The 25,044-nt window shown below is 56.8% G+C and carries 23 protein-coding genes, 1 tRNA gene and 1 pseudogene; 10 read left to right on the forward strand and 15 right to left on the reverse strand.

The features are described 5' to 3' along the window. Window positions 1-3: 3 nt before the first annotated feature. Complete coding sequence (locus AC0V6U_RS12410) at window positions 4-1,932, reverse strand: sensor histidine kinase (protein ID WP_472643475.1); 1,929 nt, start codon at window positions 1,930-1,932, stop codon at window positions 4-6. Between the two features lie 97 nt (window positions 1,933-2,029). Between AC0V6U_RS12410 and AC0V6U_RS12415 the strand changes: the two genes are divergently transcribed. Next, window positions 2,030-2,695, forward strand: coding sequence for a LuxR C-terminal-related transcriptional regulator (locus AC0V6U_RS12415; protein WP_486169484.1), 666 nt, complete (start codon window positions 2,030-2,032; stop codon window positions 2,693-2,695). 29 nt (window positions 2,696-2,724) lie between these two features. On the opposite strand, the gene AC0V6U_RS12420 is transcribed toward AC0V6U_RS12415, so the two are convergent. The 3 genes from AC0V6U_RS12420 to AC0V6U_RS12430 form a co-directional block, all read right to left on the reverse strand. Beyond that, window positions 2,725-3,177, reverse strand: a complete 453-nt coding sequence (locus AC0V6U_RS12420) for a hypothetical protein (protein ID WP_472643477.1) — start codon at window positions 3,175-3,177, stop codon at window positions 2,725-2,727. Between the two features lie 193 nt (window positions 3,178-3,370). Then, window positions 3,371-4,711, reverse strand: a complete 1,341-nt coding sequence (locus AC0V6U_RS12425; RefSeq protein ID WP_472643478.1) for a hypothetical protein — start codon at window positions 4,709-4,711, stop codon at window positions 3,371-3,373. A gap of 69 nt (window positions 4,712-4,780) precedes the next feature. Beyond that, on the reverse strand, window positions 4,781-5,290 hold the full coding sequence (locus tag AC0V6U_RS12430; protein ID WP_472643479.1) for a hypothetical protein: 510 nt from the start codon (window positions 5,288-5,290) through the stop codon (window positions 4,781-4,783). A 258-nt stretch (window positions 5,291-5,548) separates the two neighbouring features. Between AC0V6U_RS12430 and AC0V6U_RS12435 the strand changes: the two genes are divergently transcribed. From AC0V6U_RS12435 to AC0V6U_RS12455, 5 genes are all read left to right on the forward strand, one after another. After that, window positions 5,549-6,334: a hypothetical protein gene (locus AC0V6U_RS12435; RefSeq protein WP_472643480.1), complete on the forward strand. Its 786-nt coding sequence runs from the start codon at window positions 5,549-5,551 to the stop codon at window positions 6,332-6,334. Between the two features lie 377 nt (window positions 6,335-6,711). Beyond that, a complete protein-coding gene (locus tag AC0V6U_RS12440) occupies window positions 6,712-7,212 on the forward strand; it encodes a hypothetical protein (RefSeq protein WP_472643481.1) in 501 nt (166 codons plus the stop codon). Further along, complete coding sequence (locus AC0V6U_RS12445) at window positions 7,181-7,420, forward strand: LytTR family transcriptional regulator DNA-binding domain-containing protein (protein ID WP_472643482.1); 240 nt, start codon at window positions 7,181-7,183, stop codon at window positions 7,418-7,420. Before AC0V6U_RS12440 ends, AC0V6U_RS12445 begins: the two co-directional genes overlap by 32 nt. A gap of 121 nt (window positions 7,421-7,541) precedes the next feature. After that, entirely contained in the window at window positions 7,542-8,477 is a 936-nt protein-coding gene (locus AC0V6U_RS12450; protein WP_486169485.1) for an alpha/beta fold hydrolase, read from the forward strand. Window positions 8,478-8,622: 145 nt separating this feature from the next. After that, complete coding sequence (locus tag AC0V6U_RS12455) at window positions 8,623-9,882, forward strand: hypothetical protein (RefSeq protein ID WP_472643484.1); 1,260 nt, start codon at window positions 8,623-8,625, stop codon at window positions 9,880-9,882. A gap of 35 nt (window positions 9,883-9,917) precedes the next feature. On the opposite strand, the gene AC0V6U_RS12460 is transcribed toward AC0V6U_RS12455, so the two are convergent. Further along, window positions 9,918-10,307: a hypothetical protein gene (locus tag AC0V6U_RS12460; protein WP_486169486.1), complete on the reverse strand. Its 390-nt coding sequence runs from the start codon at window positions 10,305-10,307 to the stop codon at window positions 9,918-9,920. A 54-nt stretch (window positions 10,308-10,361) separates the two neighbouring features. After that, the gene (locus AC0V6U_RS12465; protein WP_472643486.1) at window positions 10,362-11,552 is read right to left on the reverse strand and encodes a hypothetical protein; all 1,191 of its coding nucleotides are present in this window, start codon (window positions 11,550-11,552) and stop codon (window positions 10,362-10,364) included. A gap of 405 nt (window positions 11,553-11,957) precedes the next feature. On the opposite strand from AC0V6U_RS12465, the gene AC0V6U_RS12470 reads away from it, so the two are divergent. Further along, entirely contained in the window at window positions 11,958-12,443 is a 486-nt protein-coding gene (locus AC0V6U_RS12470) for a helix-turn-helix domain-containing protein (RefSeq protein WP_472643487.1), read from the forward strand. Between the two features lie 155 nt (window positions 12,444-12,598). Here AC0V6U_RS12470 and AC0V6U_RS12475 read toward each other — a convergent pair whose 3' ends face one another. Together AC0V6U_RS12475 and AC0V6U_RS12480 are read right to left on the reverse strand one after the other, a co-directional pair. After that, complete coding sequence (locus AC0V6U_RS12475) at window positions 12,599-14,569, reverse strand: ParB/RepB/Spo0J family partition protein (protein ID WP_472643488.1); 1,971 nt, start codon at window positions 14,567-14,569, stop codon at window positions 12,599-12,601. Between the two features lie 69 nt (window positions 14,570-14,638). Beyond that, window positions 14,639-15,553, reverse strand: a complete 915-nt coding sequence (locus AC0V6U_RS12480; protein ID WP_472643489.1) for a DUF7146 domain-containing protein — start codon at window positions 15,551-15,553, stop codon at window positions 14,639-14,641. 139 nt (window positions 15,554-15,692) lie between these two features. Here AC0V6U_RS12480 and AC0V6U_RS12485 point away from each other — a divergent pair, with 139 nt between their 5' ends. After that, window positions 15,693-16,265, forward strand: coding sequence for a transglycosylase SLT domain-containing protein (locus AC0V6U_RS12485; protein ID WP_472643490.1), 573 nt, complete (start codon window positions 15,693-15,695; stop codon window positions 16,263-16,265). A 25-nt stretch (window positions 16,266-16,290) separates the two neighbouring features. Here AC0V6U_RS12485 and AC0V6U_RS12490 read toward each other — a convergent pair whose 3' ends face one another. Both AC0V6U_RS12490 and AC0V6U_RS12495 read right to left on the reverse strand, forming a co-directional pair. Next, complete coding sequence (locus tag AC0V6U_RS12490; protein WP_472643491.1) at window positions 16,291-17,508, reverse strand: tyrosine-type recombinase/integrase; 1,218 nt, start codon at window positions 17,506-17,508, stop codon at window positions 16,291-16,293. A gap of 166 nt (window positions 17,509-17,674) precedes the next feature. Further along, a tRNA-Leu gene (locus AC0V6U_RS12495) sits at window positions 17,675-17,761 on the reverse strand. Between the two features lie 182 nt (window positions 17,762-17,943). Between AC0V6U_RS12495 and AC0V6U_RS12500 the strand changes: the two genes are divergently transcribed. Next, entirely contained in the window at window positions 17,944-18,897 is a 954-nt protein-coding gene (locus AC0V6U_RS12500; RefSeq protein WP_472643492.1) for a complex I NDUFA9 subunit family protein, read from the forward strand. Here the strand turns inward: AC0V6U_RS12500 and AC0V6U_RS12505 are convergent, their stop codons facing one another. Both AC0V6U_RS12505 and AC0V6U_RS12510 read right to left on the reverse strand, forming a co-directional pair. Next, window positions 18,898-19,389: an NfeD family protein gene (locus AC0V6U_RS12505; RefSeq protein WP_472643493.1), complete on the reverse strand. Its 492-nt coding sequence runs from the start codon at window positions 19,387-19,389 to the stop codon at window positions 18,898-18,900. Beyond that, window positions 19,389-20,378: an SPFH domain-containing protein gene (locus AC0V6U_RS12510; RefSeq protein ID WP_472643494.1), complete on the reverse strand. Its 990-nt coding sequence runs from the start codon at window positions 20,376-20,378 to the stop codon at window positions 19,389-19,391. Before AC0V6U_RS12510 ends, AC0V6U_RS12505 begins: the two co-directional genes overlap by 1 nt. Window positions 20,379-20,613: 235 nt before the next feature. Between AC0V6U_RS12510 and AC0V6U_RS12515 the strand changes: the two are divergent. Next, window positions 20,614-22,697, forward strand: a pseudogene (locus AC0V6U_RS12515) (PQQ-dependent dehydrogenase, methanol/ethanol family). 20 nt (window positions 22,698-22,717) lie between these two features. Here AC0V6U_RS12515 and AC0V6U_RS12520 read toward each other — a convergent pair. Genes AC0V6U_RS12520 through AC0V6U_RS12530 form a run of 3 tightly spaced genes read right to left on the reverse strand, consistent with a single transcriptional unit; the run spans window position 22,718 to window position 25,029 of the window. After that, window positions 22,718-23,122: a VOC family protein gene (locus tag AC0V6U_RS12520; RefSeq protein ID WP_472643495.1), complete on the reverse strand. Its 405-nt coding sequence runs from the start codon at window positions 23,120-23,122 to the stop codon at window positions 22,718-22,720. 16 nt (window positions 23,123-23,138) lie between these two features. After that, window positions 23,139-24,017: a formyltetrahydrofolate deformylase gene (gene purU, locus AC0V6U_RS12525; RefSeq protein ID WP_472643496.1), complete on the reverse strand. Its 879-nt coding sequence runs from the start codon at window positions 24,015-24,017 to the stop codon at window positions 23,139-23,141. A gap of 1 nt (window position 24,018) precedes the next feature. Continuing rightward, window positions 24,019-25,029, reverse strand: a complete 1,011-nt coding sequence (locus tag AC0V6U_RS12530; protein WP_472643497.1) for an NAD(P)H-dependent flavin oxidoreductase — start codon at window positions 25,027-25,029, stop codon at window positions 24,019-24,021. Window positions 25,030-25,044 lie beyond the last annotated feature (15 nt).

The following is a 25,044-nucleotide window of genomic DNA, read 5'->3' on the forward strand; positions in this document are numbered from 1 at the left end:
GCGTCAACCATTGTCCTGAATGAACGAGATCACAGCCAAAGTTCCAGCCCCCGGTTGTGACGATAGAGAAAACTCAAACTCGTGCCGCGCTGCAAGATCGTTGACGATCGCAAGCCCCAGTCCGTCTCCATCAGAAGAGTCTGACTTCGCTCCTGGAACGCGCGCTGCGGCCAGCGTGCTAGGGTCCATCCCGCGCCCGTCATCGCTGACCCGAATCTCACAGCGGCCTTCCTCGCTGTTCGCCGTGACCATTACCGCGCTTGGATCCGCATGGCGGAGCGCATTGGCGACTAGATTGCTCGTGGCGCGGATGAGCGCCAAGGCTGGCACGCGTGTTTCACAACCGCAACCAGACACTTCCAGTTCCACTCCAGCCTCTTTTGCTTCGCCTTCAAACATGTTTCCGACGGCTGCGGTGACAAGTTCGATCGGATAGGGTTTGTCCTGCTGTTCGAGCTGTACAGTGGGGTTTGGTTCTTCCCGATCCGAATACTCGCGGGTCAGATGTTCGAGATAGTCGATCGCTTGGCCAAGCCGCGATTGCAAGCCGGGTGACAGGCGCTCTGCTTCGCTGGCGACCGCTGCACGTAGGCCTACAATCGGCTGGCGAATATCGTGACTGGCGGCTGCAAGTTGGGCTTTGGTGCGCATCGCGGCTTCACGAGCCCTCGCATATTCGCGCTCGGCTTCAAGCAGGCGGCGATCGGTTTCAGCCTGCATTTCCAAGGCTTCGATGCGCTCGGCAAACATTCGCGCACGCTCTCGCCTCGTTTGAAGCACGTCGACGAGTAGGAGGAGGAGCATACCCAATCCGGCGACAAGGCGGATTGCATCACGGAACCATTCAATCGTGAGGTCAGAAAGGTCACGACCAAGATAATAAGGCTCGATAGCCACAGCACCGATAGCGCTGCTGAACAGGATCAAGCCTGCCACTGCACGCAAGCGCGGAGCAATCGGGAAACGCCAAGCAATTGTGATCGCAAAGAGAAACAGAGCGAGATAAAATGCCCAGATGATGTCCGGCGTGGCGTTGGAATTGCGTGCAATGGCGATCACCGGGAGAATCGCGAGAGCAGCAAGACCCATCCGCAAGATTCCGTTTTCAAGCCGCAATTTGCGTCGGAAACCGAATAGGAAAACGTTCAGCATTGTGAATATTGTGACGAGTGTGATGTTCTCCCAAGCCTCACGAGCAGCAAGCGGATCTGGAATGAAGGTTGTTGTGAAAAGCGACGCTTCGTTTTGAAGCATCGTCAGCGAGTAAGCCATGCCGATTAGCACGCCAAGCGGGCGCGATGTCAGATAGGAAACGATCGCAAGGATCAACCCAATGATCAGCAGAGTCGCGGTAAATCCGCCCTTGAGGAGGACGGCCACCACCTGCCGGGTGCCTAGCTCTCCTTCGCGAAAAATGCCAATGTTGGGGTTGTCCGAGCTCGCCGTGTTGATAAGCGCTAAGCAGCTTTGCCCAGGTTCGATCGTGAAGCTTTGGGAGCGGGAATAGGTGAAGTAGCGCGCGCTCAACGGACCACCCTGGCGGGTTTGGCTTGCAAGGATTTCACTTGATGGTTCGCCGTCGCAGGCGAGGTGAACGCGCGGTACACGCACAAATATGCCACCAATGCCAATAACCCGGCGCATAGGATATGCGCCTTCAGACGCCACACTCTCAAAGGGGAGCGCGATCCATACGCGCCAATCATGGAACTCACCCCTATTTGCCGCATCGAGTTTAGGACTGAATGCGCCCGCACGATAGCGTACGAGCGCTTCGTCAAAATCGATCTCAGTTCCCTGTGGTGTGACCAGATAGCGTGCTGATCCCTCAACCATTTCATGACTGCGGCCTGGTTCGAGCTGCACAGGCGCATGTTCTTGCGCGGTGGCCGGACCAGCTAGAAACGCCGCCCCGAAGACCAAGAGTGTCAACAGCGCCGAAAGGTGCTTATTCAAAACGCACTTCCCCCTTGATACAATCGTATACGATGTAAGCGCCAAAAGGCGAATGGCTTGGGGGGCTTTCAAAGTGCGACGCACTGGGGGATTTGGGACTGTGTGCAGCGCGGTCATCGCGGATGACCATGCAATTATCCGCGATGCTCTCGGTGCCGCGTTGAACGATGAAGACGCGCTTCAGGGTCAAAAGATCGAGATTGTCGAGGCGGTCGGAAACGGGATTGATGCCATTGTCGCCGTGCGCAAGCATCGGCCGGGACTGTTGATGCTCGATGTCACGATGCCCCATGCAGGAGGGACCGAGGTGCTGCTCGAAGCGCGGCGCTGGTCGCCTGAGACCCGCGTTATCATCTTCACTGGTATCGAAGCGCGTGGTAAGATCGCTGAGATGGTCGAAATCGGTGCCGACGGCGTCTTTTGCAAAGGTGATGACATAGGTGAAGTCATCCGTGCAATCCCGCGCATACTCGAGGGAGGCAGGATCGTGTGCAGTCGCTTCACACGCATGCTGCAAGATGGAGCCGATCTCGAACATTTGACCGATCGCGAAAGACAAGTGCTCAGCCAGGTCGTCACCGGACGCACCAATCGCGAGATAGGCGAAGCGCTGGGCATCAGCATTAAGACCGTTGATCGCCACCGCACCAGCGTGATGGGCAAGACCGGCTCGCATAACGCCGCTGAGCTGATCGCCTATGCCTTGCGTGAAGGGCTGATCGACCCCAACGCTAGCTAAACCTGCGACCAAGAGCGGGACAATGCGCCTCATTGCGGCGCTTTAGATAGGAGCGGTGCGGCCCAGTCACGCGGCGACAAAACCCCTTCAAGGCGCATCAGATGCAAGGGCTCGGCGTCACTAACGACTTCGTATGTGCTAACGTCCGAACTGGCTGCGCCAGCGCTTTCCCAAGAATGGCTTGTCGTGTGTGTTGCAACTTCGCCGGGCCCGGCTCTCTCAAGCGTCTGGTAAAGCCGTTGAATGCTGCCGTCCTTGCGCCAGGCAAGCTGAAGGATTGTCAGATGCGGGCTGGTGTAGCGCGAATACTCAATGTGTCCGTCGCACTCGCCAAAGCCGCAAGAAACCTCCGACCCGCCTCCTTCACCCGACCAACGGATGGTGATGGTTTGCGCAGTGGCTTCGCCTGATAGGCACACTGCAACATCAAGGCCAAAGTCATCCTGGACTTGGCCAGAGATGACAGTCGTTTCGCTTTCCATACAATGAAAAGAAGGGGTGGTTCCGTCAGCTATAGACGGGTCGGTGAGCGCCAAGAGGGCCAGTGTTTTCAAAGCGTAGAGCATAATGGTCGCTCGTCTCAAAGTCTTGTCAGCCAAGGTGTCGGATTGAAGGATAGGCCGGGATTGTGCATGCCCATATTGAGAGCAAGACACCGTCCCGGCCTACGTTTCTCTATTTGTCAGTGAAGAATTCGTTTTCGTATTCGAAGGTTGCAACTGTGAGGCCTGCTCCTGCGCCGCCAAATACGGCAAACATCGGGTCGCCTTCGTCGGTTATCCGGGTCAACATGCCGACTTTTCCGATCACAGCAGCGGCGATGATCCCAGCACTTCCGCTTTCGGTTGCATCGTCACCACCGGGAACACCGGGAAAGCCAAGGCCGAATAAAATATCTGCACCAGCTCCCAGGTCGAAACCTTTCGAATAATCGTCGCTGCCTTTGTACCAGCGCGAACCAAGCGGCTTTTCGTGGAGCGGGATCGCATAACCGATTGTTCCACCAATATCATTGCTACCCGCCGCAGCTCCAATCGAAAATTCGATGGTCAAGCGAAACTTCTTGTGAAGTGCATCGTCCCATTCCTCCTCATCCGCTGGAGGCGTGATGGGAACACCGGCATTGCGCGCTGCTGTCAGTGCTTGAGTGCTTTGAGACTGCGAGAACATGTAGCTTGCAACCTCCTGCAATTTGCGGATGTCGACATTGCATTCACGAATGATGGCATTGATACCATTGGTATCCTGAGCTTCCATTTCGCGTTTGAGCCGTGACAGGCGTGATGGCGAAATCAGGCAGTTGCGCAATTTGGTGAACTCGTTGTTTGACCCCAGCGCATTGAACCGAGAGGCGACCGAACGCGTGTATTGGATCATATTGTCAGTTTCAGGAGCATCGCACCGGCCTTTGCCAAGCAAAGCACCAGGCTTGTAGATCAGACCAGCGTCGCACCATTCGCTAACGCGCCTGCTCCAGCAGCTTTTCTGGTCCAACCCGCCGCAATCCGGAGTCGTATCGGCGCCGATTTCATCTTTTATGCAAATGTTGCGGCCTCGCTGCTTGACCTCGATGAGCCCCGCATCACACCGCTTTGACGCGATCACGTTGATGCAGGTCACCTGGTTAAGCGCGCCGCATCCGCCGGTTGTATCACCGGGTGTGCTGGGGCGAACGCAGATGTTGCGGCCGCTTTGGCGTTGTTCGACAAGCCCTGCATCGCACCGTTTCGAGGCGATCGGAGTGATACAAGTCTTCTGGTCAAGCGCGCCGCATCCGCCTGTTGTATCGCCGGGTGTGCTGGGGCGAACGCAGATGTTACGACCGCTCTGTCGTTTCTCAACAAGCCCTGAATCGCAGCGTTTGCTGCTGCTCAGGCTGAAACAGGTTTTCTGGTTCAGGCCGCCGCAATCGCTGCTGCCAAAACTTCGGGCTTCGGCGCGTTCGACAGGGGCGATGAATGTGGCTCCCAGGGCTAGACCCATGACAGCGGTTACTTGAGCTATGGCTTTAAACATTGGCTTATCCTCTATTCGCATTTCGTTGAGTCTTGGCAGCGTCACCACGGTGACACGTAATCGTCATCATCATCGTTGGATGGAGGTTGATCGAGAATCATCGTCGTCACGATCATCCCGCCCATCATCATCAGGATCGGTCCAATCAGATCGCGGGCCGCCAGACACACGCTCCAGGTGATAGGTCATAGGGATCAGCGCTTCGGTGCGAGCACGCAGCGTGTCTTCATCGATCCACTCAAACTTCACCGCCGACATCAACGGCAAATCCTGCGCTATAAAATCGCCATCGGCGAGCTCGCGGATATTCTGAAGCACGACCTGCTCCGGCTCAATCTGGAACAGCATCATGTGCACCCAGCCATCTTCGGCATAGGCATGACCATTGTCGATCACGATACGCTCGCCGATTTCGCGGATTTCCCAGACACCGTCGATCGGCAGGGAGCCAAGCGGCTCGACCTGATCAATGGTTGGTAGAATGGCGCGCATCTGAGCCGCGGCGGGCGCTGTCACGCTGCCTAGTGCCAAAGCAGCGGCTGCGGCGAAACTCAATCGCTTGGCAGTTATGCAGGTCATAAATGGTCTCCTCGTTTGTATCTCGAATGTGGGGACGTTGTCGCAGCAGACTTGCTTCGAATGAATGGGGGCGATCCCCCAACTGGAGGGGCTTTGCGTTCAGGAGACAGAAATCCGGTTGGGGGCTTCACCCCATCGAGCCGCTCGTGTTCTGGACTAATATCAGGCCATCAGAACACAGTTTTTGGACGGAGAAATATTGTGACCCACCAGACAATTGCACAAAGCGTTGCGCTCGGCGTTCTAGCTACTAGCCTAATGACAACGCAGGCCCAGGCGAGGGTCGGGCAAATCTGTCTTGAGCTTGCCACAGGGACAAATACCCTAAAAGCAGAAATAGCGAGCGGTTGCCTGCCCACCTCACCTCGCCACGAAGGTGCTTTCGATATTCAGATCGATGGCGACACAGCGAGCATCACTGTGAATGGTGGGTTCAAGCAGATTGGCGAGGCCCGGATTGGAACCGCTGACTGCATGGGCTCGCGAGTTTTGGAACAAGAGGTGGAGGCCGCCGGACCGCGACGCTATTCGGTGATCGTCAACGATCGCTATCTCGGCGTCCTCGATGCGAGTGAAACCCAATTCGGAAGTCGTGCGGCCCGTCGCTGTTTTGCTGGGCCCAACCAACGACAGATCCCTTCGTCCGAGACGATGACCACCTATTCAAAGCGCCAATTTTCCGACTGGATCAAGCGTCAAGGAAAGAAATCTGACCCGATCAAGGCACCCACACTCGGTGAACTGGCGGCGCAATTGCTAGGGGAGCATCCAGGAAGTGGGGAAGGTCGGCCGAGCGCCAGCATTTCATTCGGATCTGCGCAGTGGCGGAGAGAACCGATGCAGAAGCTCGCCGACCGCCGCTTCATGGCCATTCGGATAGAGGAGCATGGCTATCTGGATGACAGCATTTCAGGCCGCCGAACCTTTGCTTCTGCGCGCCAGGACCAACAGACAGGTGGCTGGAAAGTTACCGGATTGTGGCGCCAATTCATGTGCGCACGCGGCAAACGAGCGGGCCAATGGAGTGCACAACCCTGTCCCTAATTTGAAACCCAGGTCAGAATCTGTTCGAATCGGTACAGCGACATTTTGACGGTAAGCTGGGGTGGGATTGTGTTGATTCGTGGACAGAACCAAACAGTCTGCTTACGGCCCAGTTTAAGCCACCGTTCAAGGGCGGTATCTGGGAGTGAAAGCGGACAATCTTCTGCCGGTCCAAATAGTTCAAGCTGCCGCGCGAGGTCTTAGATTGAGGGTGAGGATAGAAATTTCGTGCAACTATTCATACGAAGAACTCTTGCGAAGCGCGCTTGGAAACTCGAAAAAATGCATTTTGCGGAATCTGCTTAAGGTGTAGGATGCGTTCGCGCCGCTGCGTTGTGAGCGATGAAATGTGATGAGTTGTTCGAAGAATTATGTCGTTGGCAAAACAATATCGGGCAGCTTCACTGGGGAAAAGAATGTTATTGGGTATCGCGGCCGCGGTTGTTCTGAACTCGATATATTGCCTCGCTTATCGCTATGCATCCGGCAACCCGGCCACTTTGTTTGAGGCATTTTCGTGGGGCATTATCAACATTGCCCCCTGGATTGCCGCATTCGAATTGGGTCGAACATCGCGCAACTGGTTCGTGCTGATCGCTATCTTCTTGGCGGCTACGAGCGCGTCTCTTCTGCTCGAGGCAGCTTTACACAGCTCTTTGCTAACCGGCTTTGACCTCATCAGGCGCATCCCGGCTGCCACTCTCATCGCCATGGGCTTGGGGCTTTTTGCCTTTCTGGAAGCTCGGAACCGCAACACTGAGCACGGCGCGTTCAACCCGGATATGGCTAGGCGCGGAACGCGGAAGCGATTGCGATTGGGTTATGTCCGCAGGCAATTACATCGAAATGCACCGAGCAAGCTGTCCACCCGTGCTTAAACGATCTTCGTTGACGCAGTTCCTGAGGGATACCGGCTCATGCTTCATCAGAGTGCACCGCCAATATGCGGTCCATCCAGCGGCGGTCCGGCAGTTTGAGCGAAAACATGTCCTGCTGCTCGATGGAACTCGGCTTCCAATTGGTAACCGGTACCGGGCTAAAGTCGTCAAAGGCAACTCGCTCGTCCCTTCGTCCCAAACAACTTGATCGGGCCGCAGCGCTTTCGCAAAAAAGCGGCATGACCTACTCAAATTCTATTCTCGCAATCGGAGCGCTAATACTATGCGTGCCATGTTCAGCGTACGCAGAGGATGCGTCGGATGCATTGGTGCATGAACGTGTAACGGTGACGATGTCCGAGGGGCTGCAACTTGCAGCTTATGTCTCGAAGCCTGCGACCGCGAGCGCGCCCTTACCGGCGGTCTTTTTCACGCAGGCGGTCGCTTGCTATTCGATTGCTCCGAATTCTGCCCGAGTTGCTATGGAAGAACGCGTCGCGGCCGATTCTAATCATGCGCTGATCCGGCTGGAACGATCTGGGACCGGGGAAAGCGAAGGTCCCGGATGTGACGCGCTCGATTACGATACCGAGGTCCGCCACTACCGTGAGGCGTTCGATCAGTTGTCCACTCACCCATGGATTGATCAAGACCGAATTGTAATCATGGGATCAAGCCTAGGGTCAACAACTGCCCCACTCGTCGCTCAAGGTAAACCGATCGCTGGCGTGGTCGTTCAGGGCGGCGGGGCACTCACCTATTTCGAGCGGATGCTGCATTTCGATCGTTTGCAACTCGAACGCCAGCCGGAGTTCCGCCCGGAAGAGATTGACGCTGAAATGCGCCGCCGAATGGAGTTTCATCGGCATTATCTTCTCGGCAAAATGGAGCCTGCGCAGATTGAAGCGCAAATCCCGGCCTTGGCTGGTGTATGGGAATCCTTGTTCGGAACAAGCGAAGCACCGCATTATGGACGTCCTTACAGATGGCATTGGCAAGCGGCCGAGAAGGACTGGCTGTCCGCATGGGCGACGCTGAATGTCCCCGTGATGGTGGTCTATGCGGAATATGAGCAGTTTGAGAGCCGCCATGGGCACCGCGTGATTGTTGATACGGTGAATCGGCTGCGACCCGGTACGGCGACCTGGGTGGAAATTCCCCAAGCGGGCCATGGATTGAGGATCTATCCCAACGCCTTGTCAGCCGATGCCTGGGAAGGCGGAGAAAGCCGCCCTAACCTGTTTGTCGACCCAGTGTCGGAATGACTCCGCAAGATTGAGCCTCGCGGCGCTGAATAGCGTCAGGGAGCACCGATCGCTGACGCGTTCCTAGAACTTTGGATGAAATTTTCCGAGTGACTTGCCGCATTACCAATGTGATACACTTAGGCATCCAAGACGGAGAGCACTTATGAGAATATTGCGTCCACTTCTTGCTGCGACCAGCGCCGCGGCGCTATTTGCCAATTCCGCGGCTCTAGCGGATGAGCCATCTCAAGCCGAGGCGACCGTAGTGCAGACTGCCGAAATTGCTGCTTTACCACTGGCATTTTCCGAAAGCGGCTTTGAAGGGGCGGGGGCGAGTCTCCTGCGTGAAGAATTGCAACAAGCGCAATTTGTAATGATAGGCGAAGCCCATGGACATGCTGATGCGCCCCTGCTCTTGTCCGCATTTGCATCTGAGACGCGGGCCTATGATTTCCGCTACTATGCAATCGAAGTCGGTCCATATTCAGCCGAATGGTTGCAGCAGACTTTGCTTGAGGGCGGCGAGGCTGGTCTCGCAGAAGAATTGAGTGGGCGGCCCTTGGCTATACCGTTCCTGAACTCTGTCGAAGAAGCGCGCGCCGCGACTGCCTTTGCTCAAAGTGGCAGGTTATGGGGCGTGGACCAAGAATTTATCGGGTCACCGCTTATCCATCTAGAAATCCTCAGCAACATGGAATCGAAAAATCCTGCGCTGGTTAAACGTCTTGAACAGAACGAGCGTGAGGCTTTTGCCAGCGGGAACCAGGGGGCCGTTCTCTTCGCCAAGATCGACGCCGATGGATGGCAGGAACTGCGCAACGCTTTCGCAGGCAATTCCGATGCGCTGGATAGGATCGCGGCGATGGAGCGCAGCCAATTGATCTATCAGTCTTTCGTCATGGGGCGAGGACTCGATAATAATCTCGACCGAGTGGAGCTGATCCGCCGCAATTTCCTGCGCCATTATCAATCTGCTTTACAAGGCAACGAAGCTGCACCACGCGTATTGATGAAATTCGGATTGACGCATGGTGGCCGAGCAACATCTTCAATGTCGACATTCGATCTGGGATCGCTGATCGAAGGGATGGCGGCGTCCAACGGGTTGGAGGCACTGCATGTCGCCTATCTCCCGATTGGTGGGACGGCTACGGCAATCATGCCTTCACCCGAAGGAGCCTTTAGCGAAAGGCCGGTAAGTGCAGATGAATTGCGAACGCTGCTAGCAGATAGCGGAATAGATCTTGAGATGATCGATATCAGCGAAGGTCACTTCGTCATCGATCTCGATCCTGTCAAGCGCAGACTTGGCAATGCAGGGCTTGCCGAGCTTGAACCCATGACGCGTTTTCTGGTGCTCGGTTTCGATTACCTGATCACGACCTCATCGGCCACACCGACTACACCTTTGGCCACACGCTAGACCCAAATCCGAGGTGCTCTCTCGTCGCCATACGATCAGTCAGCTTCCACGATGGCGTTGAGAACTGTTGAGCCAGCTTCAATCGTGACGCAGTCACCAATGGCGATGAGCGGGATATCCTCGCTGGAATAGCCCTTCCATTGAAATTTGAGTGTTGAGCCCGACACATTAAACTCAGCGACAAGATTACCTTCGCTCAGGAGGCGCACTTTGCCACCATGACTATCGGGCAGGTTGCGTAGGGTCAGACTAAAGCGTTCCTGCCCATCGCTCCAACGATCTTGTGAGAGCTTACCATATGGTGATCGGCGATTATTGGATGCGCTGTGAAACTTGGCCTCCACGTTGTGAATTTTCAGTACGCCCGGCGCTGTCATTACAGTTGTCCGGCTTTGGTTGATCGTCTTCTCAAGCCAGCGAAGCATTTGTTGCCTCCGGGTGTTTGGGCAACGGAGCTGAATTATGCTCCTGCGCAAACGTCATTGGTCTGCGTCAATCGCTTCAATGCTCACTGGATTCTCTACCAATACACGACCGGCAAGACCCCATCCATTCGCGCGTTCGGCGACTAGGACTATCAGCTCATTTCGGCCTTCATTTAACCTCAAACTCAGCGATTGTTTCGTTGCATCAAAATCCCCGCGAAATAGCGGCCCTTTGGCGCGAAAGCTGTTGTCGAAGGAATAGAGCACCGATCCATTAAGCCAGACCGTCGCCATGTCGCTTGCATCGATCTGCAATTCGGCGACTTGATCATCGTCTGAATGAATTGCCACGCCTGCATAGACGGCGTCGAGGCGGTTCCTTTCAAAGCTGCCCGACGATTGCTTTTGGATATAGCGTGAGATCAACAGGCGCCCGTTGCGCTCCACGTCAGCGGTGCTCCATTGTGGGTTTTGAGGAAGCCTCGCAGCGATGCCAGCCCAGTCTTCAAGCGGGAATGGATCGGACAATGCCCATTGCTCGATATGGCCGGGTGCTGATTGTTCAAGAGTGGGAGACATGCCTCCCTCTTCGGCCTCTGTATCGAATGAGGGCCTCGCCGAAGAATATCGGAAGTTTGAAAAACAGCCTTCGAACAGGGTGCGAAGGCCGATCGCGCCGCGTTCAGCAGGAAGCGTCAAATCAGTGGTCAAAGCGGGTCCAGCACCATCACCGCCCAAGGACACTTTTGCGCGATCCCCTACAAAATCGACGCGCAAAGTGATCCATGGATCATTCCCGAAATCCGCACGCAATTGAGCTTCTCGGAAAAGCTGCCAATTTGTCTCACCATTCAAATGCGGCGTGTATTGCACCGCATCAAACTGGCCCGATTTGTGCATCCTGAAATAAGCTGTCTCGTAATTGTCGCGAGTGCCAGCGCGAAAAATGACATTGGCAAAACGTCGGCGGTCATCATTCGCGATGTCGACGGCAATCGAGCCATTTTGGAGACTGACACCGCGCGCAAAGGCTTCGCCATCAAGGCATAGCGCCTCGCGTCCTTGCACATTCTCAACGCGGAAAGACGAGGCTTCAGAAAAATCAAAGGCTTGTTCGTCGAGAGGGATTGGTCGCCAATCAGTTGTCGCCGCCGACACCGTACTCGCGCCAAACCCGCCGATAGCCTGGGCCGCAAAGAGGGCTGCGGCTGGTGTTGTGAAGCGACGTCTCAGTGACTTTGACATTTGGCTATCTTCCTGTCTGTCCGAATTGATAGGGCACCCATATCTGACACGGATTATCGCAAGCGTATTGGAAAAACCGGCGGCGACGCTTGCCCGCTCTGTTCCTACAGCCACTCTTGCTTTAGACACTGCGTATGGTTGGGACGTTTCGCCTCTTGCCCCTGCTCCAAGCCGGACACCAAGTTCGACTCTGGTGTCACGGCGTTCCAAATGCCACCGCAGCCCCTCATCGTATGGTGCCGTTTTGGTATCTCTCGCTTGTCATCTGGCGCGAATGGACTGTGAGCGGCGAAATTGCAGATGTGAAACTTCGGCTGCATGGGCCGCAGCCAAATCCATATTTCTATGCACCGCAAAGACCGACCGAGCTCATCGGTATAGCCATCGCCCCCGAGCTTGCTCAAAATGCATTGGGCATTTCAAACGAAGACTGCGCTTAGCCAGATTGTGGAGTGGCAAAATGACAATTTCGACAACGCGCTCCATTTGGCGAACCGCGGTGCGCAGGTCGACGCGATTGCGGAGGCAATGGCTCGGCCAGTTCTGGATATGACCACCGACGTAGTCAACGGGAACATCGACCTCGCAGTGGCTATGATCCGCCGAATGCGAGGGACAGCATCTCTACGTGCGATCCGGGAGCGGATTGGTCTGAGCGAGCGCCAGTTTCGAACAGGCTTCAAGAAGCGAGTGGGTGTATCGGCGAAAGCTTACAGCCGCATCGTTCGGGCGAATGCCGTCATCGCTCAGGCGGATCAGACCAAAATACCGGACTGGGCTGCATTATCGTATCAATACGGGTTCTTTGATCAGGCACACATGATCAACGATCTGCGAAGCCTGACGGGACGTTCGCCTGCGCTCTTGAACATCGAGCGTAAGGCCGAATGACCGTAGCGGGATCGTGTGCTCAACGGTCCGCTTTTTGACTTCAGCCTCAGACCAGCGGACTGTCGGGTTTCGGCCCAAAAATTGACATGAAGAAAGGCGGCCCGTCCCGAGAGGGACGGACCGCCCGCCGAGTGACCTGGACCTGTCAGGAGGGGTCAGGCAGCCTGCTCGGCAATTTCGTTCGCGGTCTCGTCCTCAGCCGGGTCCGCAGTTTCATCCTCGACTGGTTCCTCAGGTGACCCGAAGCGCATGATCTCCGGCACCCACTCTCCCGCTCGCATCTTCACATCCGCCTCTCCGATGAAATTGCCGGAGAAGATGCGTTCAGCTGCGCTCGCCAGTTCTGCTTTCTTCGAACCTGCATAGCGGCTGACGAGTTCAGCGCCGCCTGCTGCATCGAGCGCTTCGAGTGTGCGCGCTTTGGCCACACGATCGAAGAAGTTCGCCGCCGTTGGCCGCCACCAATGCGCGGTTTCGATCTTGAGCAACGACCCGAGGATCTCGTGCAGCGGCGCCGAGCGATCGCCTTCGCAGGCAAGGCTTGCGACCAGCGTTCGGGATACGACATGGCCGAGCCAGCCCGAACGTGCCTCATCGCTCAACGCGCGGAAGCGTTCGAACCGTTCGACATCGGTCTCACCGGAGCGCCAGCTTTCGTCGAGCGTAGCGGCGAATTCAGCAAGCGCTGCGCTTGCGGGCGCATCCTTGGCCTCGAAACCGGCCACCGGTCCCGATGCGACCGATCCTACGAGCGTCGATGCTTTCTTCGCGCGCCAGTCATGCCCATCGGCATCCGCGAGCGTGAAGATCATGAAGTCGAGCGCAAGCGCGGGATTGTTGGCGAGATGGATAGCCAGTATATCGCGACGTTGCATCGCGAGCTCGTCGAGCAGGCGCTGCGAAAGCGCGCCGCTTCTGCGCTTGGTATCAGCACCTGCGTCCACCGGTTCGACAGCTCCGTCATCATCGTCGATGACTTCTGCCTCCGTGTAGTACTGCGGCACCATTGCGGGTTCACCATTCCGCGAAAGCACAAGGAACGCTCCAGTCTCTGCCTTAAGCTCGTCTGCAAGCACCGGCGGACGATCGTTGAGATCGCGCATCGCTCTGTCGATCGAGACAAGTTCTTCTTCCGCCTTGGCGATCTCGCTTTCATCGCTGTCTTCATCTTCGAGGATGGCCGCCGTCCGGTCGTAGTCGGCTTCGAGGTCGCTGAGCTCGCGGGCTTCCTCTTCGGAGAGTGGAGCCAGCTCGAATGGAAGCCGATTGAGGCCCTCGACAAGATCGTGGCTAACATAGTTGCCAAGGGTGGGTCGAACCCAGGCAAGTCCGTGTTCTTCAGCAGCCCTCTTCGCAGCGTCTTCCATCGCTTTCTGGGCAAGGCCTTCGAGCAGCGCGACATCGATCCAGCTCTCGCTGGCTTCGTCGTCGAACAGTTCGCGTTCGATGCGGCCGCCTGCAGCGAGGTAGGCATCGCGCCCGACCAGAACAGCGCGCGGGTCGGAGCCTCGAACAGTGGCATCGAGCACCATGCGCCGGATCGTGTCAGGCGTGATCTGGTACCAAGCATCCTGCAGCTCGGCGTAGACGTGTGCTTGACGGTCGATGTAGGAGATCGCTCCATAGGCCTTGGCCATGTCGAGCGTGATCGTTCCTTCGGCGAGCGCTTCGAAGACACAAGGTGCGAGCCCCGCTATGCGTAGGCGTCCTTCGACAAAACGGACTGTGAGACCGAACCGGCGAGCCACGTCTTCAGTGCTGGCTCCCGCGTCGATGATCGTAGCGAATGCCTGCGCCTCGTCGGCCGGGTTCATTGCGAGGCGCTGGAAGTTCTCGGCAAGGCTCGCTTCGCGCACTTCGCTTTCCTCGCCTTCGATGACAAGGCAAGTGACCTCATGGTTCTTGGGAAGCGTGCCTTCCTCTACCAACGCTTGCAATGCAGCGAGGCGGCGCCCACCAGCTTCGACTTCAAATTTCCCTCGGGTGGCTTTGCGAACTACCAGATTTTGGAGAAGCCCCCGTGCCGCGATATCAGCCCGCAATTGCAAATCGGCAAGAACGTCGCTTGCTTTGCGTACGTTGCGAGGGCTTGAGATTAGTTTCTTGAGAGGAATGGATTGGATCATGAGTAGTCTCCTGTCTTTGTTGCGCCTCACGACAACCGTGCGGCCAAAGACCCAGGAGCTCTCTCTCCTCTAAGTCTTGCTCTTTCGGAGCAGCCACGTCTGCAGTTCATCGTTCCAGTCTGCGCCTCGCGATCTGACCTTGCGGATCAGGATTTTGCGATTGGATGAAACGTAGGCTTCCAGTCCGCGAGTTGCCGCGAGTTCTCCACCTGCATCGTGGTCGACGAACAGATGAAGCTCTGTGATGCTCTCAGGGATACTAACCAAACCGAAGCGTTCATTGCCCAGCGTTGCCCAAGTTGGGATACCGGTGAGCGCATAGGCCGACATCGCGCTTTCAATGCCTTCGGCGAGACCGAGCCTTCCGTCGGCGGGTGCGAACAGACGGACTGCCGCCTTGCCGAGAGACCCCAGAGCACGTTTCGGCTTGGCAAACGATGCCTGCGTATCGCCGGAATGCGACAGGAAAGTCCGGTGAACGGCAATCGGCCCCTCGTCGAGGCTGACCGAAGCGATCATCGCCGGCAAGAAGCGCGCGCGACCTTTCGGTCCAAGCGGTGTGCGCGGATGAAACCTCAGCGCATGGGAGGTTGCGAGGATGCCGCGCTCTTCGAGATATGCCTTGGCAGGACTTCGCTGCAGGGGTCGGGCATCGCGCCAGATGCGGAGTGCTGCAGCTGATGGCTTGCTGGAATACCTCGGCTGGAACGGAAATTCGTCAGAAGAGCCTGAGAATAGAGCTGAGGTCTCGATCCCTTCACGGGCGAGGGCAGCGAGCACGCGCGCCTGATCACACCCTGCGAAACAATGTAGGAGGATCGCCTTTCGGCCAAGCGTGACACCGAGCGAAGGCGTGCGGTCATCGTGCGCTGGACAACGGGCCATGCCCTTGGTGCCAGACCACTTCCCGCCGCGGCTCTCGCAGAGCTTGCGAGCGGTTGCCTCAAACGACACGCGAGACTGATGGGAATTCGAAAAGGACATGCGAGCTCCTTAGTTGCTCAATTGCCCCTTCTGTCGCTTCCCTCTCCTCTTGTTGGTGCAACCAATCATATGGTTTCCTACACCCATGCGTTCATAATATGTTCTCACGCCAGAATTATCAAGATTGAGAGATTGCTCAGTGAAAAGTTCGAAAATAGCGATCGGGATAGGTACGCTAGGACTGGCAGTCCCAAGCTGCGCAATCGCGCAAGAATTCCAGATTTTCGATCACGATATGGGGTCGGTTGAAAGCGCGTCAGACCGACGAGCGGACGTTCAACACGATCCTAGAAGTCAGAATTCGCAGATTGAACGAAGCTTCAAAGAGGCGCTCTACGAGCCTCTGATCCGTCAAGCGGAAGCTCGTCACCGCTTGCCGCCAAGGCTCCTCCAAGCGTTAGCCTGGCAAGAATCACGGTTCAATCCGATGGCAATCAGCCCAGCAGGGGCGGCTGGATTAGCCCAGCTCATGCCAGCAACAGCACGGGAGCTCGGGGTTACCAATCGGCATGACCCCGCTCAAAACATCGATGGCGGCGCAAGATATTTACGGCAGATGCTCGATCAGTTCGGTGCGATCCATCTCGCATTGGCAGCCTACAATGCTGGCCCAGGTGCCGTATCGCGAGCAGGAGGCATTCCGAAAAATCGAGAAACCCCAGGATATGTGAGAAACGTTATCCGGCGATGGATGGCATACGCCAAACAATGAGCGCGATCTTGAAGGAGCTCAAGAGTTAGCTCGCTTTCAGCAATACCAAGTCACCGCCCAACTTGAGGCTATCAAGATAGTCACTCCACCACTGCGACATCTTTACGCGCTCAGACCAGTGCTTACCTCGATGATAAACACCGCGAATCGCATTACTGTCTCCATGCGCGAGCGCGCGCTCAATCGCGTCTGAGCTCCATTTTCCGCTTTCATTGAGCAGGGTAGATGCGGTCGCCCTCAACCCATGCGCGGTGACCTCCTCCTTGCTAAACCCCATCCTTCTAAAGGCTGCGTTCAAAGCGTTTTCACTCATGGGACGTAGACCGGACCGGGCTGATGGAAACACATAACCTGATTTACCCATCATGGTGCCGAGCTCTTCGAAAAGGCTGATGACCTGCTTTGAGAGCGGAACCGCGTGCGCGCGCCGCGCTTTCATCTTGCCTGCTGGGATCCGCCAGACGCCTTCATCAAGGTCAAACTCCGCCCAATCAGCATGCCTCAGTTCACCAGGACGCACAAAAACATGCGGGGCAATCTTCAACGCAAACTTTGTGAGAGTGTAACCTTCAAAGTCGTCGATAGCTCTCAACAGCCCGCCTAGCTTCTCTGGATCAAGAATGGCGGCGTAGTGCGTCGGCTTTGGAGTGATGAGCGCTCCCTTCAACAGCGAAGTTGGATCAGATTTGCACCGAGTTGTCGCCACCCCATACCGAAATACCCGTCCTGCAAACGATCGACATTTTTTTGCCGTCTCGTGTTTCCCAGTAGCTTCAAGACGCTTCAGAGGCGCAAGCACTTCGAAAGGTTCGATCTCGTGGATTGGCCGATTTCCGATCGCTGGTGTCAGCTTATCAAGAAAGTAGTTCGCCTTGACGATAGTCGCTTCAGCGCGGCCATTCTGAACCATGATCTGCTCTATGTACTCGCGGGCGACCGCCTCGAAAGTACTTGCCGAAAGAAACTCATCCCTAATCCTCTGTTTGCGCTTCTCCACCGCTGGGTCGCCGCCAGAAGCTATGGTCTGCCTCGCTTCCATTGCTGCTTCTCGCGCATCCTTGAGGCTAACCACAGGGTAGCTGCCGAGCGACACCTTCTTTTGCGCTTTTCCAATTCGATATCGAAACCGCCAATGTTTGCCACCAGCGGGTGTGACCTCGATATATAGGCCGCGCTCGTCAGCGACCTTGTACGGCTTTGCCTTCGGTTTGAGGGCTCGGAGTCTGGTATCCGTCAGAGGCATGTGTGGGCCTTTTCATTTGGGCCTTTTGCAAAAGGCCCACAAAAGGCCCGCAAAATTGTCTGGAACGACCGAGATTGGGCGGAACATTCCGAGACGATCCAAGGGCCAAACCCCTTGGATTTCTGCGGTTTTTATAGATTATCTGAGAGAACAAGGGAAGAACAAATGGTGCCCAGAAGAGGACTCGAACCTCCACATCCTTGCGAATACTAGCACCTGAAGCTAGCGCGTCTACCAATTCCGCCATCTGGGCACACCTGCTCGCGGCGCTGCAACAGCGTACTCGCGGTGAGGGCGGGCCAATAGCGATGTGCGCGCCCTGCTGTCAACGCCAATACGCATACCGGAGCCGCTTAGTGATCGTGACGCTTGCAGTGCTGCGCGGCTTAGGACATGGGGAAGCGAGACTACTTAAGGCTGGGAAAGCACAGGCAAATGGCCAAATCAGACCTCTTTCAAGACAAACTCGTTACTGTATTTGGTGGCGGCGGCTTTATCGGCAATTACGTCGCGCAAAGCCTGCTGGAGCGCGGCGCGCGCCTGCGCATTGCGAGCCGTAATCCTGAAAATGGGTTCTCGCTGAAACCGCTCGCCAATCTTGGTCAGCTTCAGTTCGCCCGGTGCGACATCACCAATGAGGCCAGCGTGGCCGCCGCGATTGATGGCGCGAGCTATGTGGTCAATTTGGTTGGTACGTTTGATGGCGACCAGTCCAAGGTCATGGGCGAGGCACCTAGCACCATGGCCAAGCTCGCCGCACAGGCAGATGTAAAAGCCTTTGTGCATGTCAGCGCGATTGGCCCCGATGCCAATTCCAGCGCCGAATATGCGCGCGCCAAGGCGCAGGGTGAAGAGAGTGTGGCAGCTGCGTTTCCCAAGGCTACCATCCTGCGCCCATCGATTGTCTTCGGTAAAGACGACAACTTCCTCAACATGTTTGGCTCAATGATTGCGAACCTGCCGGCGCTCCCCGTCTTTGCGCCTGAGGCGAAACTGCAATTGGTGTTCGTCGATGACGTGGCCGAGGCGGTCCTGCGCACGCTTGAGGATCCGGCCAAGCATGGCGGCAAGACCTTTGAGCTTGGCGGCCCGGAACAGCTCAGCATGATGGAAATTAATCAGCGCATTGCCGCTGCTCAGGGTCGGTCCCGCAAATTCATCGCCATGCCGGATGGTGCCTCGGCGCTGTTTGCGGCCCTGCCCGGCACACCGATGAGCCGGGACCAGTGGACATTGCTCAAACTTGGATCTGTTACCTCTGGCGACCATCCAGGTTTCAAAGAGCTGGGCATCGAACCCAAGCCACTTGGGCTGTTTCTGGACAAATGGATGGTTCGTTACCGGAAGTTTGGCCGATTTGGCCTTAGCAATGAGCGCGCTTCCAGCTAGTCAGCTGGGCTCTCCATCGGCTTCAGATGGCGAACCGTTTTCGATTGCATGAGCGATCTCAACGAGCAGCACAGCTCCCTCGCTGCCAGAAATACGGACACGCTGCCCGACATCCAAATCAGGCCCGCGGGCGAGCCATTCGCTGTCGCCGTGCTTGATCCGGCCAGAGCCGCCCTCAAACGCTTGCGTCACGACTGCGCTTTGACCGACCAATTGCGCACCGCGATGGTTGAGCATCGGATCAGCGCTCTTGATCGGTTGATCACGGAGAAAACGCCGCGCGCTGAACACGGCGATCAAGGAGAGCGATACGAAGATCACAACTTGGCTTGGTAGGCCGAGATCAAGACCGAATGTCAGCAGACCGGTGATGATCGCGGCAACGGCCAGCCAGATGAGATAAACGCCCGGCACCAGCATTTCGAGCGTGGCCAAGACCAAGCCGAAAGCGACCCAGATCCAATGCGGATCGAAAGAACCCCAATCGTCCATTATTGGTCGCCTGTGCGCGGCACGCTGGCGCGAGCGCGCGATTGCGGCAAGGGCGTCCCCGCCCGGGTGGTAACATCGCCTTCAGCAGGTGTAACAGCCTCGCGCACCAATTCGCCAATCCCGCCGAGCGAACCGATAAGCTGGGTTGCCTCAACCGGGAACAGGATCGTCTTGGCGTTGGGGCTGTCCGCAAACTTGCCGACGGCTTTCGTATATTCTTGCGCGATAAAGTAGTTGATTGCCTGACTGCCAGACGAAGCGATTGCATCCGACACCATCTGGGTAGCTTTCGCCTCTGCCTCAGCAGCGCGTTCGCGCGCTTCGGCATCGCGGAATGCGGCTTCTTTCGTGCCTTCCGCCTGCAGGATGGCGGATTGCTTGTCGCCTTCAGCGCGCAGGATGTTCGATGCACGGTCGCCCTCAGCTTCGAGGATTTCTGCACGTTTGACGCGCTCTGCCTTCATCTGCCGCGCCATGGCCTCTGAAATATCACGTGGCGGGCGAATGTCTTTGATCTCTACGCGCGTGATCTTGATGCCCCATGGCGAGGTGGCATGATCCACGACGCTTAGTAGGCGTGCATTGATTTCATCACGCTTAGAAAGTGTCTCATCAAGGTCCATAGACCCCATCACTGTACGTAAGTTGGTCGTCGTCAGCGCCATGATCGCATTGTAAAGGTTGGCCACCTCATAGGCTGCCTTACCAGCGTCGAGCACTTGGAAAAACACCACCGCATCGACGCCAACCATGGCGTTGTCCTTGGTGATGATCTCTTGGCCGGGAATGTCGAGCACCTGCTCCATCACATTCACCTTTTGCCCTACTCGCTGCACGAACGGATAGATGATGTGAAAACCAGGCTCGGCAGCCTTGGTGTATTTGCCGAATGTCTCGATTGTGTAGACGAAGCCTTGTTTGACCACGAGAACACCCATGACCAGAAACACAATTAGTACCAGCAGCAATGCGCCAAGTACGTATTCCATGAGCTCAAACTCCCCTACGATCTGATCTTGGCAACCATTGGATTGCCTTTACCGCAGCCTAACCCAGCTATGCGCAATAGCAAAGGCCCGCATTCCCAACCGAACCTGCCTCAGCATACTCCCAAGATGGACAAGCGGAGGAATGCGCGGCAACATGCTGCACTGAGGGAGAGGCACGAGAATGATAAGAACAGGGTTTGCGCTGGCGGCATCGATCGCTTTGGCGAGTTGCGGGATGCTCGAAGAGGGCGAGGCAGAAGGCGGGATCACGCACGCCTCGTTGGTCAATGCCGGCGATAATGATGCGGATTGGATCACCCATGGCCGCACCTATTCAGAGCAGCGCTTCTCTCCGCTTGAGCAAATCAATGCAGAGACCATAGGCGATCTGGGGCTCGAATGGTTCGCCGATATGGACACCGCGCGTGGTCAGGAAGCCACCCCGCTGGTGATGGATGGCAAGCTCTACCTTACTACCGCTTGGAGCAAAGTCCGCGCCTTTGATGCCGCTTCTGGCGAGCCCTTGTGGGACTACGACCCCGAGGTGCCTGGCGAGACTGCGGTCAAAGCCTGCTGCGATGTCGTGAACCGGGGCCTCGCCGCTTGGGGGGACAAACTGTTCCTTGGCACGCTTGATGGACGTCTGATCGCGCTCAACCGCGACAGCGGCGAAGTGGAGTGGGAGACAATAACTGTTGACCAGTCGCAGTCCTACACTGTTACAGGCGCGCCGCGGATCATCGATGGCAAGGTTATCATCGGCAATGGAGGCGCCGAATTTGGCGTGCGCGGATATGTGGCGGCCTATGATGTGGAGGATGGCGAGGAGCTGTGGCGTTTCTACACTGTCCCAGAAGGCAACGAAGACGAGGCTTCGCCCGAATATCTGAAAGCGGCAGCCGAAACCTGGAGCGGCGATGCTCTGGTCGGTGAAGACGCGATCGGCGGCGGCGGCACAGTCTGGGATTCGATGGCGTATGACCCGGATTTAGACTTGCTCTATATTGGCGTTGGCAATGGATCGCCCTGGAACCGGGCCTATCGCTCACCCGGCGAAGACGGGACGGGCGAAGGCGACAACCTCTACCTATCGTCAATCGTGGCGATCCGACCGAGCACCGGCGAATATGTCTGGCACTATCAGACCACTCCGGGCGAGACCTGGGATTACACCGCGACCCAGCACATCATCCTGGCCGACATGGAGATCGATGGCAGCGAGCGTCAGGTTCTGATGCAAGCGCCCAAGAACGGGTTTTTCTACGTGATCGACCGGGCAACTGGGGAGTTTATCTCTGCCGAACCCTATGTTGCAGTGAACTGGGCAAGCGGCATTGGTGAAGATGGCCGCCCGATTGAAAACCCCGAAACCCGCGTCGATAAAACGGGTAAGCCGGCGATTGTTACGCCGGGTGCACTGGGCGGACACAATTGGCATCCAATGGCCTATCACCCGGGCGAAAATCTGGTTTACATCCCGGCTTTCGAGGCCGCGATGGTCTACGCGCCTGAGGCAAATTGGAAGCCAGACCGCGCGCGCGGTTTCAACGTCGGCTTTAATCTAGGGGCAGGCGACTTGCCGCCCGATTTGGGCATTCGCCGCGAAGTTGTCGGCACGCTCAAGGGCAAACTGGTCGCATGGGATCCGGTTAGCCAAAAGGCGAAATGGACCGTCGATCATCCCGGCCCCTGGAATGGCGGTCTACTCGCAACAGGCGGCGGCCTAGTCTTCCAAGGCACAGCGGGCAGCGAGTTCAACGCCTACAGCGCAGCGACGGGCGACAAAGTCTGGAGCTTTGGCGCGCAGACTGGCGTGGTCGCCCCGCCCATCACCTACACCGTTGATGGCGAGCAATATGTGGCTGTTCTGGCCGGTTGGGGCGGCGCTTATGCGATCACAGTTGATGGCGGGCTCCTCAATGATCTTGCGCCTGTGCGAAACATCAGCTGCAGCTGTTGGTCTTCAAGCTTGGCGGTGAAGCGGAGCTGCCACCGGAGCCCGAACTCGCCGCGCTGCCGCTTGATCCTCCTGCAAGCCGCGCGGACGAGCAGACTATTGCACTGGGCGCGGAAAAATACGCTCGCTATTGCGCTGTATGTCACGCGCCCGCAGCGGTTGGTTCTACCGTGCTGCCTGATCTCAGGCGCTCGGGAACGCTCGGCAACAAGCAAAGCTGGATGGCGGTCGTCGGCGACGGGATATTAAAAGATAACGGCATGGTGAGCTTTGCCGAATCTCTTTCACCCGAAGAGATCGAAGCCGTCCGCGCTTATGTGATCCACCGCGCCAACGAGGATAAGGCAGGAGGTCTACAATAGCCCCTCCAAACTCGTCCCGCTCATGTGCCGAAGAAATTCAGCTCTAGCAGCACGTTGTTTGGATCGGCGGTGAAGATCTGCCGCAAGCCAATCGAGGGGACCTCGTTGATCTGATAATCGGCGCCGTTCTTGTCGAGGCGGGCCCTCACCTGATCAAAATCGCTGCACCTCAGCGCAACATGATGGATCGAACCGGTTTCCTGCCCTGTGGCAACCGCGCGGTCATAGACGCGCGGGAACTCAACGGAATTGAGATGCAGAATGGCAATATCATTGCGATCATAGATCCAGCGCACTTGATCCGGCTTCATATGAGGCGGTCCGTCGCGCTCCTCTAGGTCGAGAAGATTGGCATAGAATTGCGCCGTCTCAGACAGCTTGTCAGTGATGATATTTATGTGATCAAGGCGCTCTACAATCATCATTCGATTCCCTTTGAGCTTACCCCCTAAACACAACTGTCCGACTGTCGTTTAGCAGCACTCGCTCCTCAACAAACAAGCGGATGGCCTCAGCCAGAACGCGGCGCTCAATATCGCGTCCCTTACGCACCAGATCATCGGGCTGATCGGCATGACTGATCGGCTCGACATCTTGGTGAATGATCGGTCCCTCATCGAGGTCTGGCGTGACGAAATGTGCGGTCGCTCCAATCATCTTTACGCCGCGCGCATGCGCCTGATAATAGGGTCGCGCTCCCTTAAACCCAGGCAGGAAACTGTGGTGGATATTGATGCAGCGCCCGGCAAAATGCAGCGACTGTTCGTCTGAAAAAATCTGCATGTAGCGCGCCAAGACCACCAATTCGGCGCCCACATCGTCAGCAATCTGGCGCATCTGCGCCTCTTGCTTGGGCTTGGTCTCTTTGGTGATCGGCAGATGGAAAAACGGCACATCGCCGATTTCACTATGCGACACCGCTTCGCGCGGGTGGTTCGAGACAATCGCAACCGGTTCGATATTCAGCTCGCCCGTGCGCCAGCGATAGAGCAAATCGGCGAGGCAATGATCAAACTTGCTGACCATGATGAGCACGCGGCGTGGCCGATCGCGCAGCGCAAGCTTCCAGTGCATGCCATAGTCGCTGGCAAATGCGCTGAACTCTTCGCGCAGCTCTTCACTTGAACGATCAGTCGGATCAAACGCGACACGCATGAAAAAACGATCGCTGGTGCGGTCGTTGAACTGCTGCGCTTCAAGGATATTACAGCCGCGCTCAAACAGAAACGCCGTGACCCGCGCGGTGATGCCGGGTTGGTCAGCGCAATCAAGCGTAAGGATCAAGGCGTTACCGCCAGACTGATCGCCTGCAGCAGCCATTCTATCTGCCCTCCAGCGCGGCCTCGCATTCGCGCATCAGGGACGCGATGATATCTGCTGCAGGTTCTTCCGCCTTCACCATGCCGACGCTCTGACCGGCCATAAGGCTGCCATTCTCGATATCGCCGTCAATAACAGCGCGGCGCAATGCGCCGGCCCAATAATGCTCGATCTGCAATTGCGCCTCGCCCATATCGACCTCTTCCCGGTCGAGCATGCCGGCAACCTCGATCTGCTTGGCGGTGAATTCTTCCGTGCCCTTGTTCTTGAGCGCTCGCACCGGGATCACGGGCAAGCGCGGATCGATCTGAACGCTGGCATCGGCATCGCGCGCCTTGGCCCGGAAGAAGGCTTTCTTGAATTCGGGGTGCGCAATGCTCTCAGTCGCGCAAGCAAAACGCGTGCCCAGTTGGACACCGCAAGCGCCCATCTCAAGATAGCTCGCAATCGCCTCGCCGCGGCCAATGCCGCCCGCGACAAACACGAGGTGATCCTCGGCCAGCTCGGGCAGGAATTCCTGCGCCAGAACGCTGGTTGAAACGGGACCGATATGGCCGCCCGCTTCCATGCCTTCGATCACCAAAGCATCGCCGCCAGAACGCAGCAGCTTCTTCGCCAGAGCCAAAGTCGGGGCGAATACGATGACTTTCGCGCCGAATTCCTTGATCGCCTCTACGCTGCCCTTGGGCGGGATACCGCCAGCCAGCACGACATGCGTAACGCCATGCTTGCCGCACACTGCGATCAGATCGAACAATTGCGGATGCATGGTGATCAGGTTCACGCCGAAAGGCTTGCTGGTCATCGCTTTCGTCGCTGCGATCTCAGCATCGAGCAGATCAGGCGTCATCGCGCCGCAGGCGATCACGCCGAATCCGCCAGCGTTCGAAATTGCTGAAACGAGATTGCGCTCAGACACCCAGCTCATCGCGCCGCAAAGGATCGCGGTTTCACAGCCAAGAAAATCGGTTCCGCGCTGCATCAGGGCGGCGCTCTTTGAATAATCACTCATGTTTGAGGCGATTAG

This window comes from Erythrobacter sp. W36, assembly GCF_057364935.1.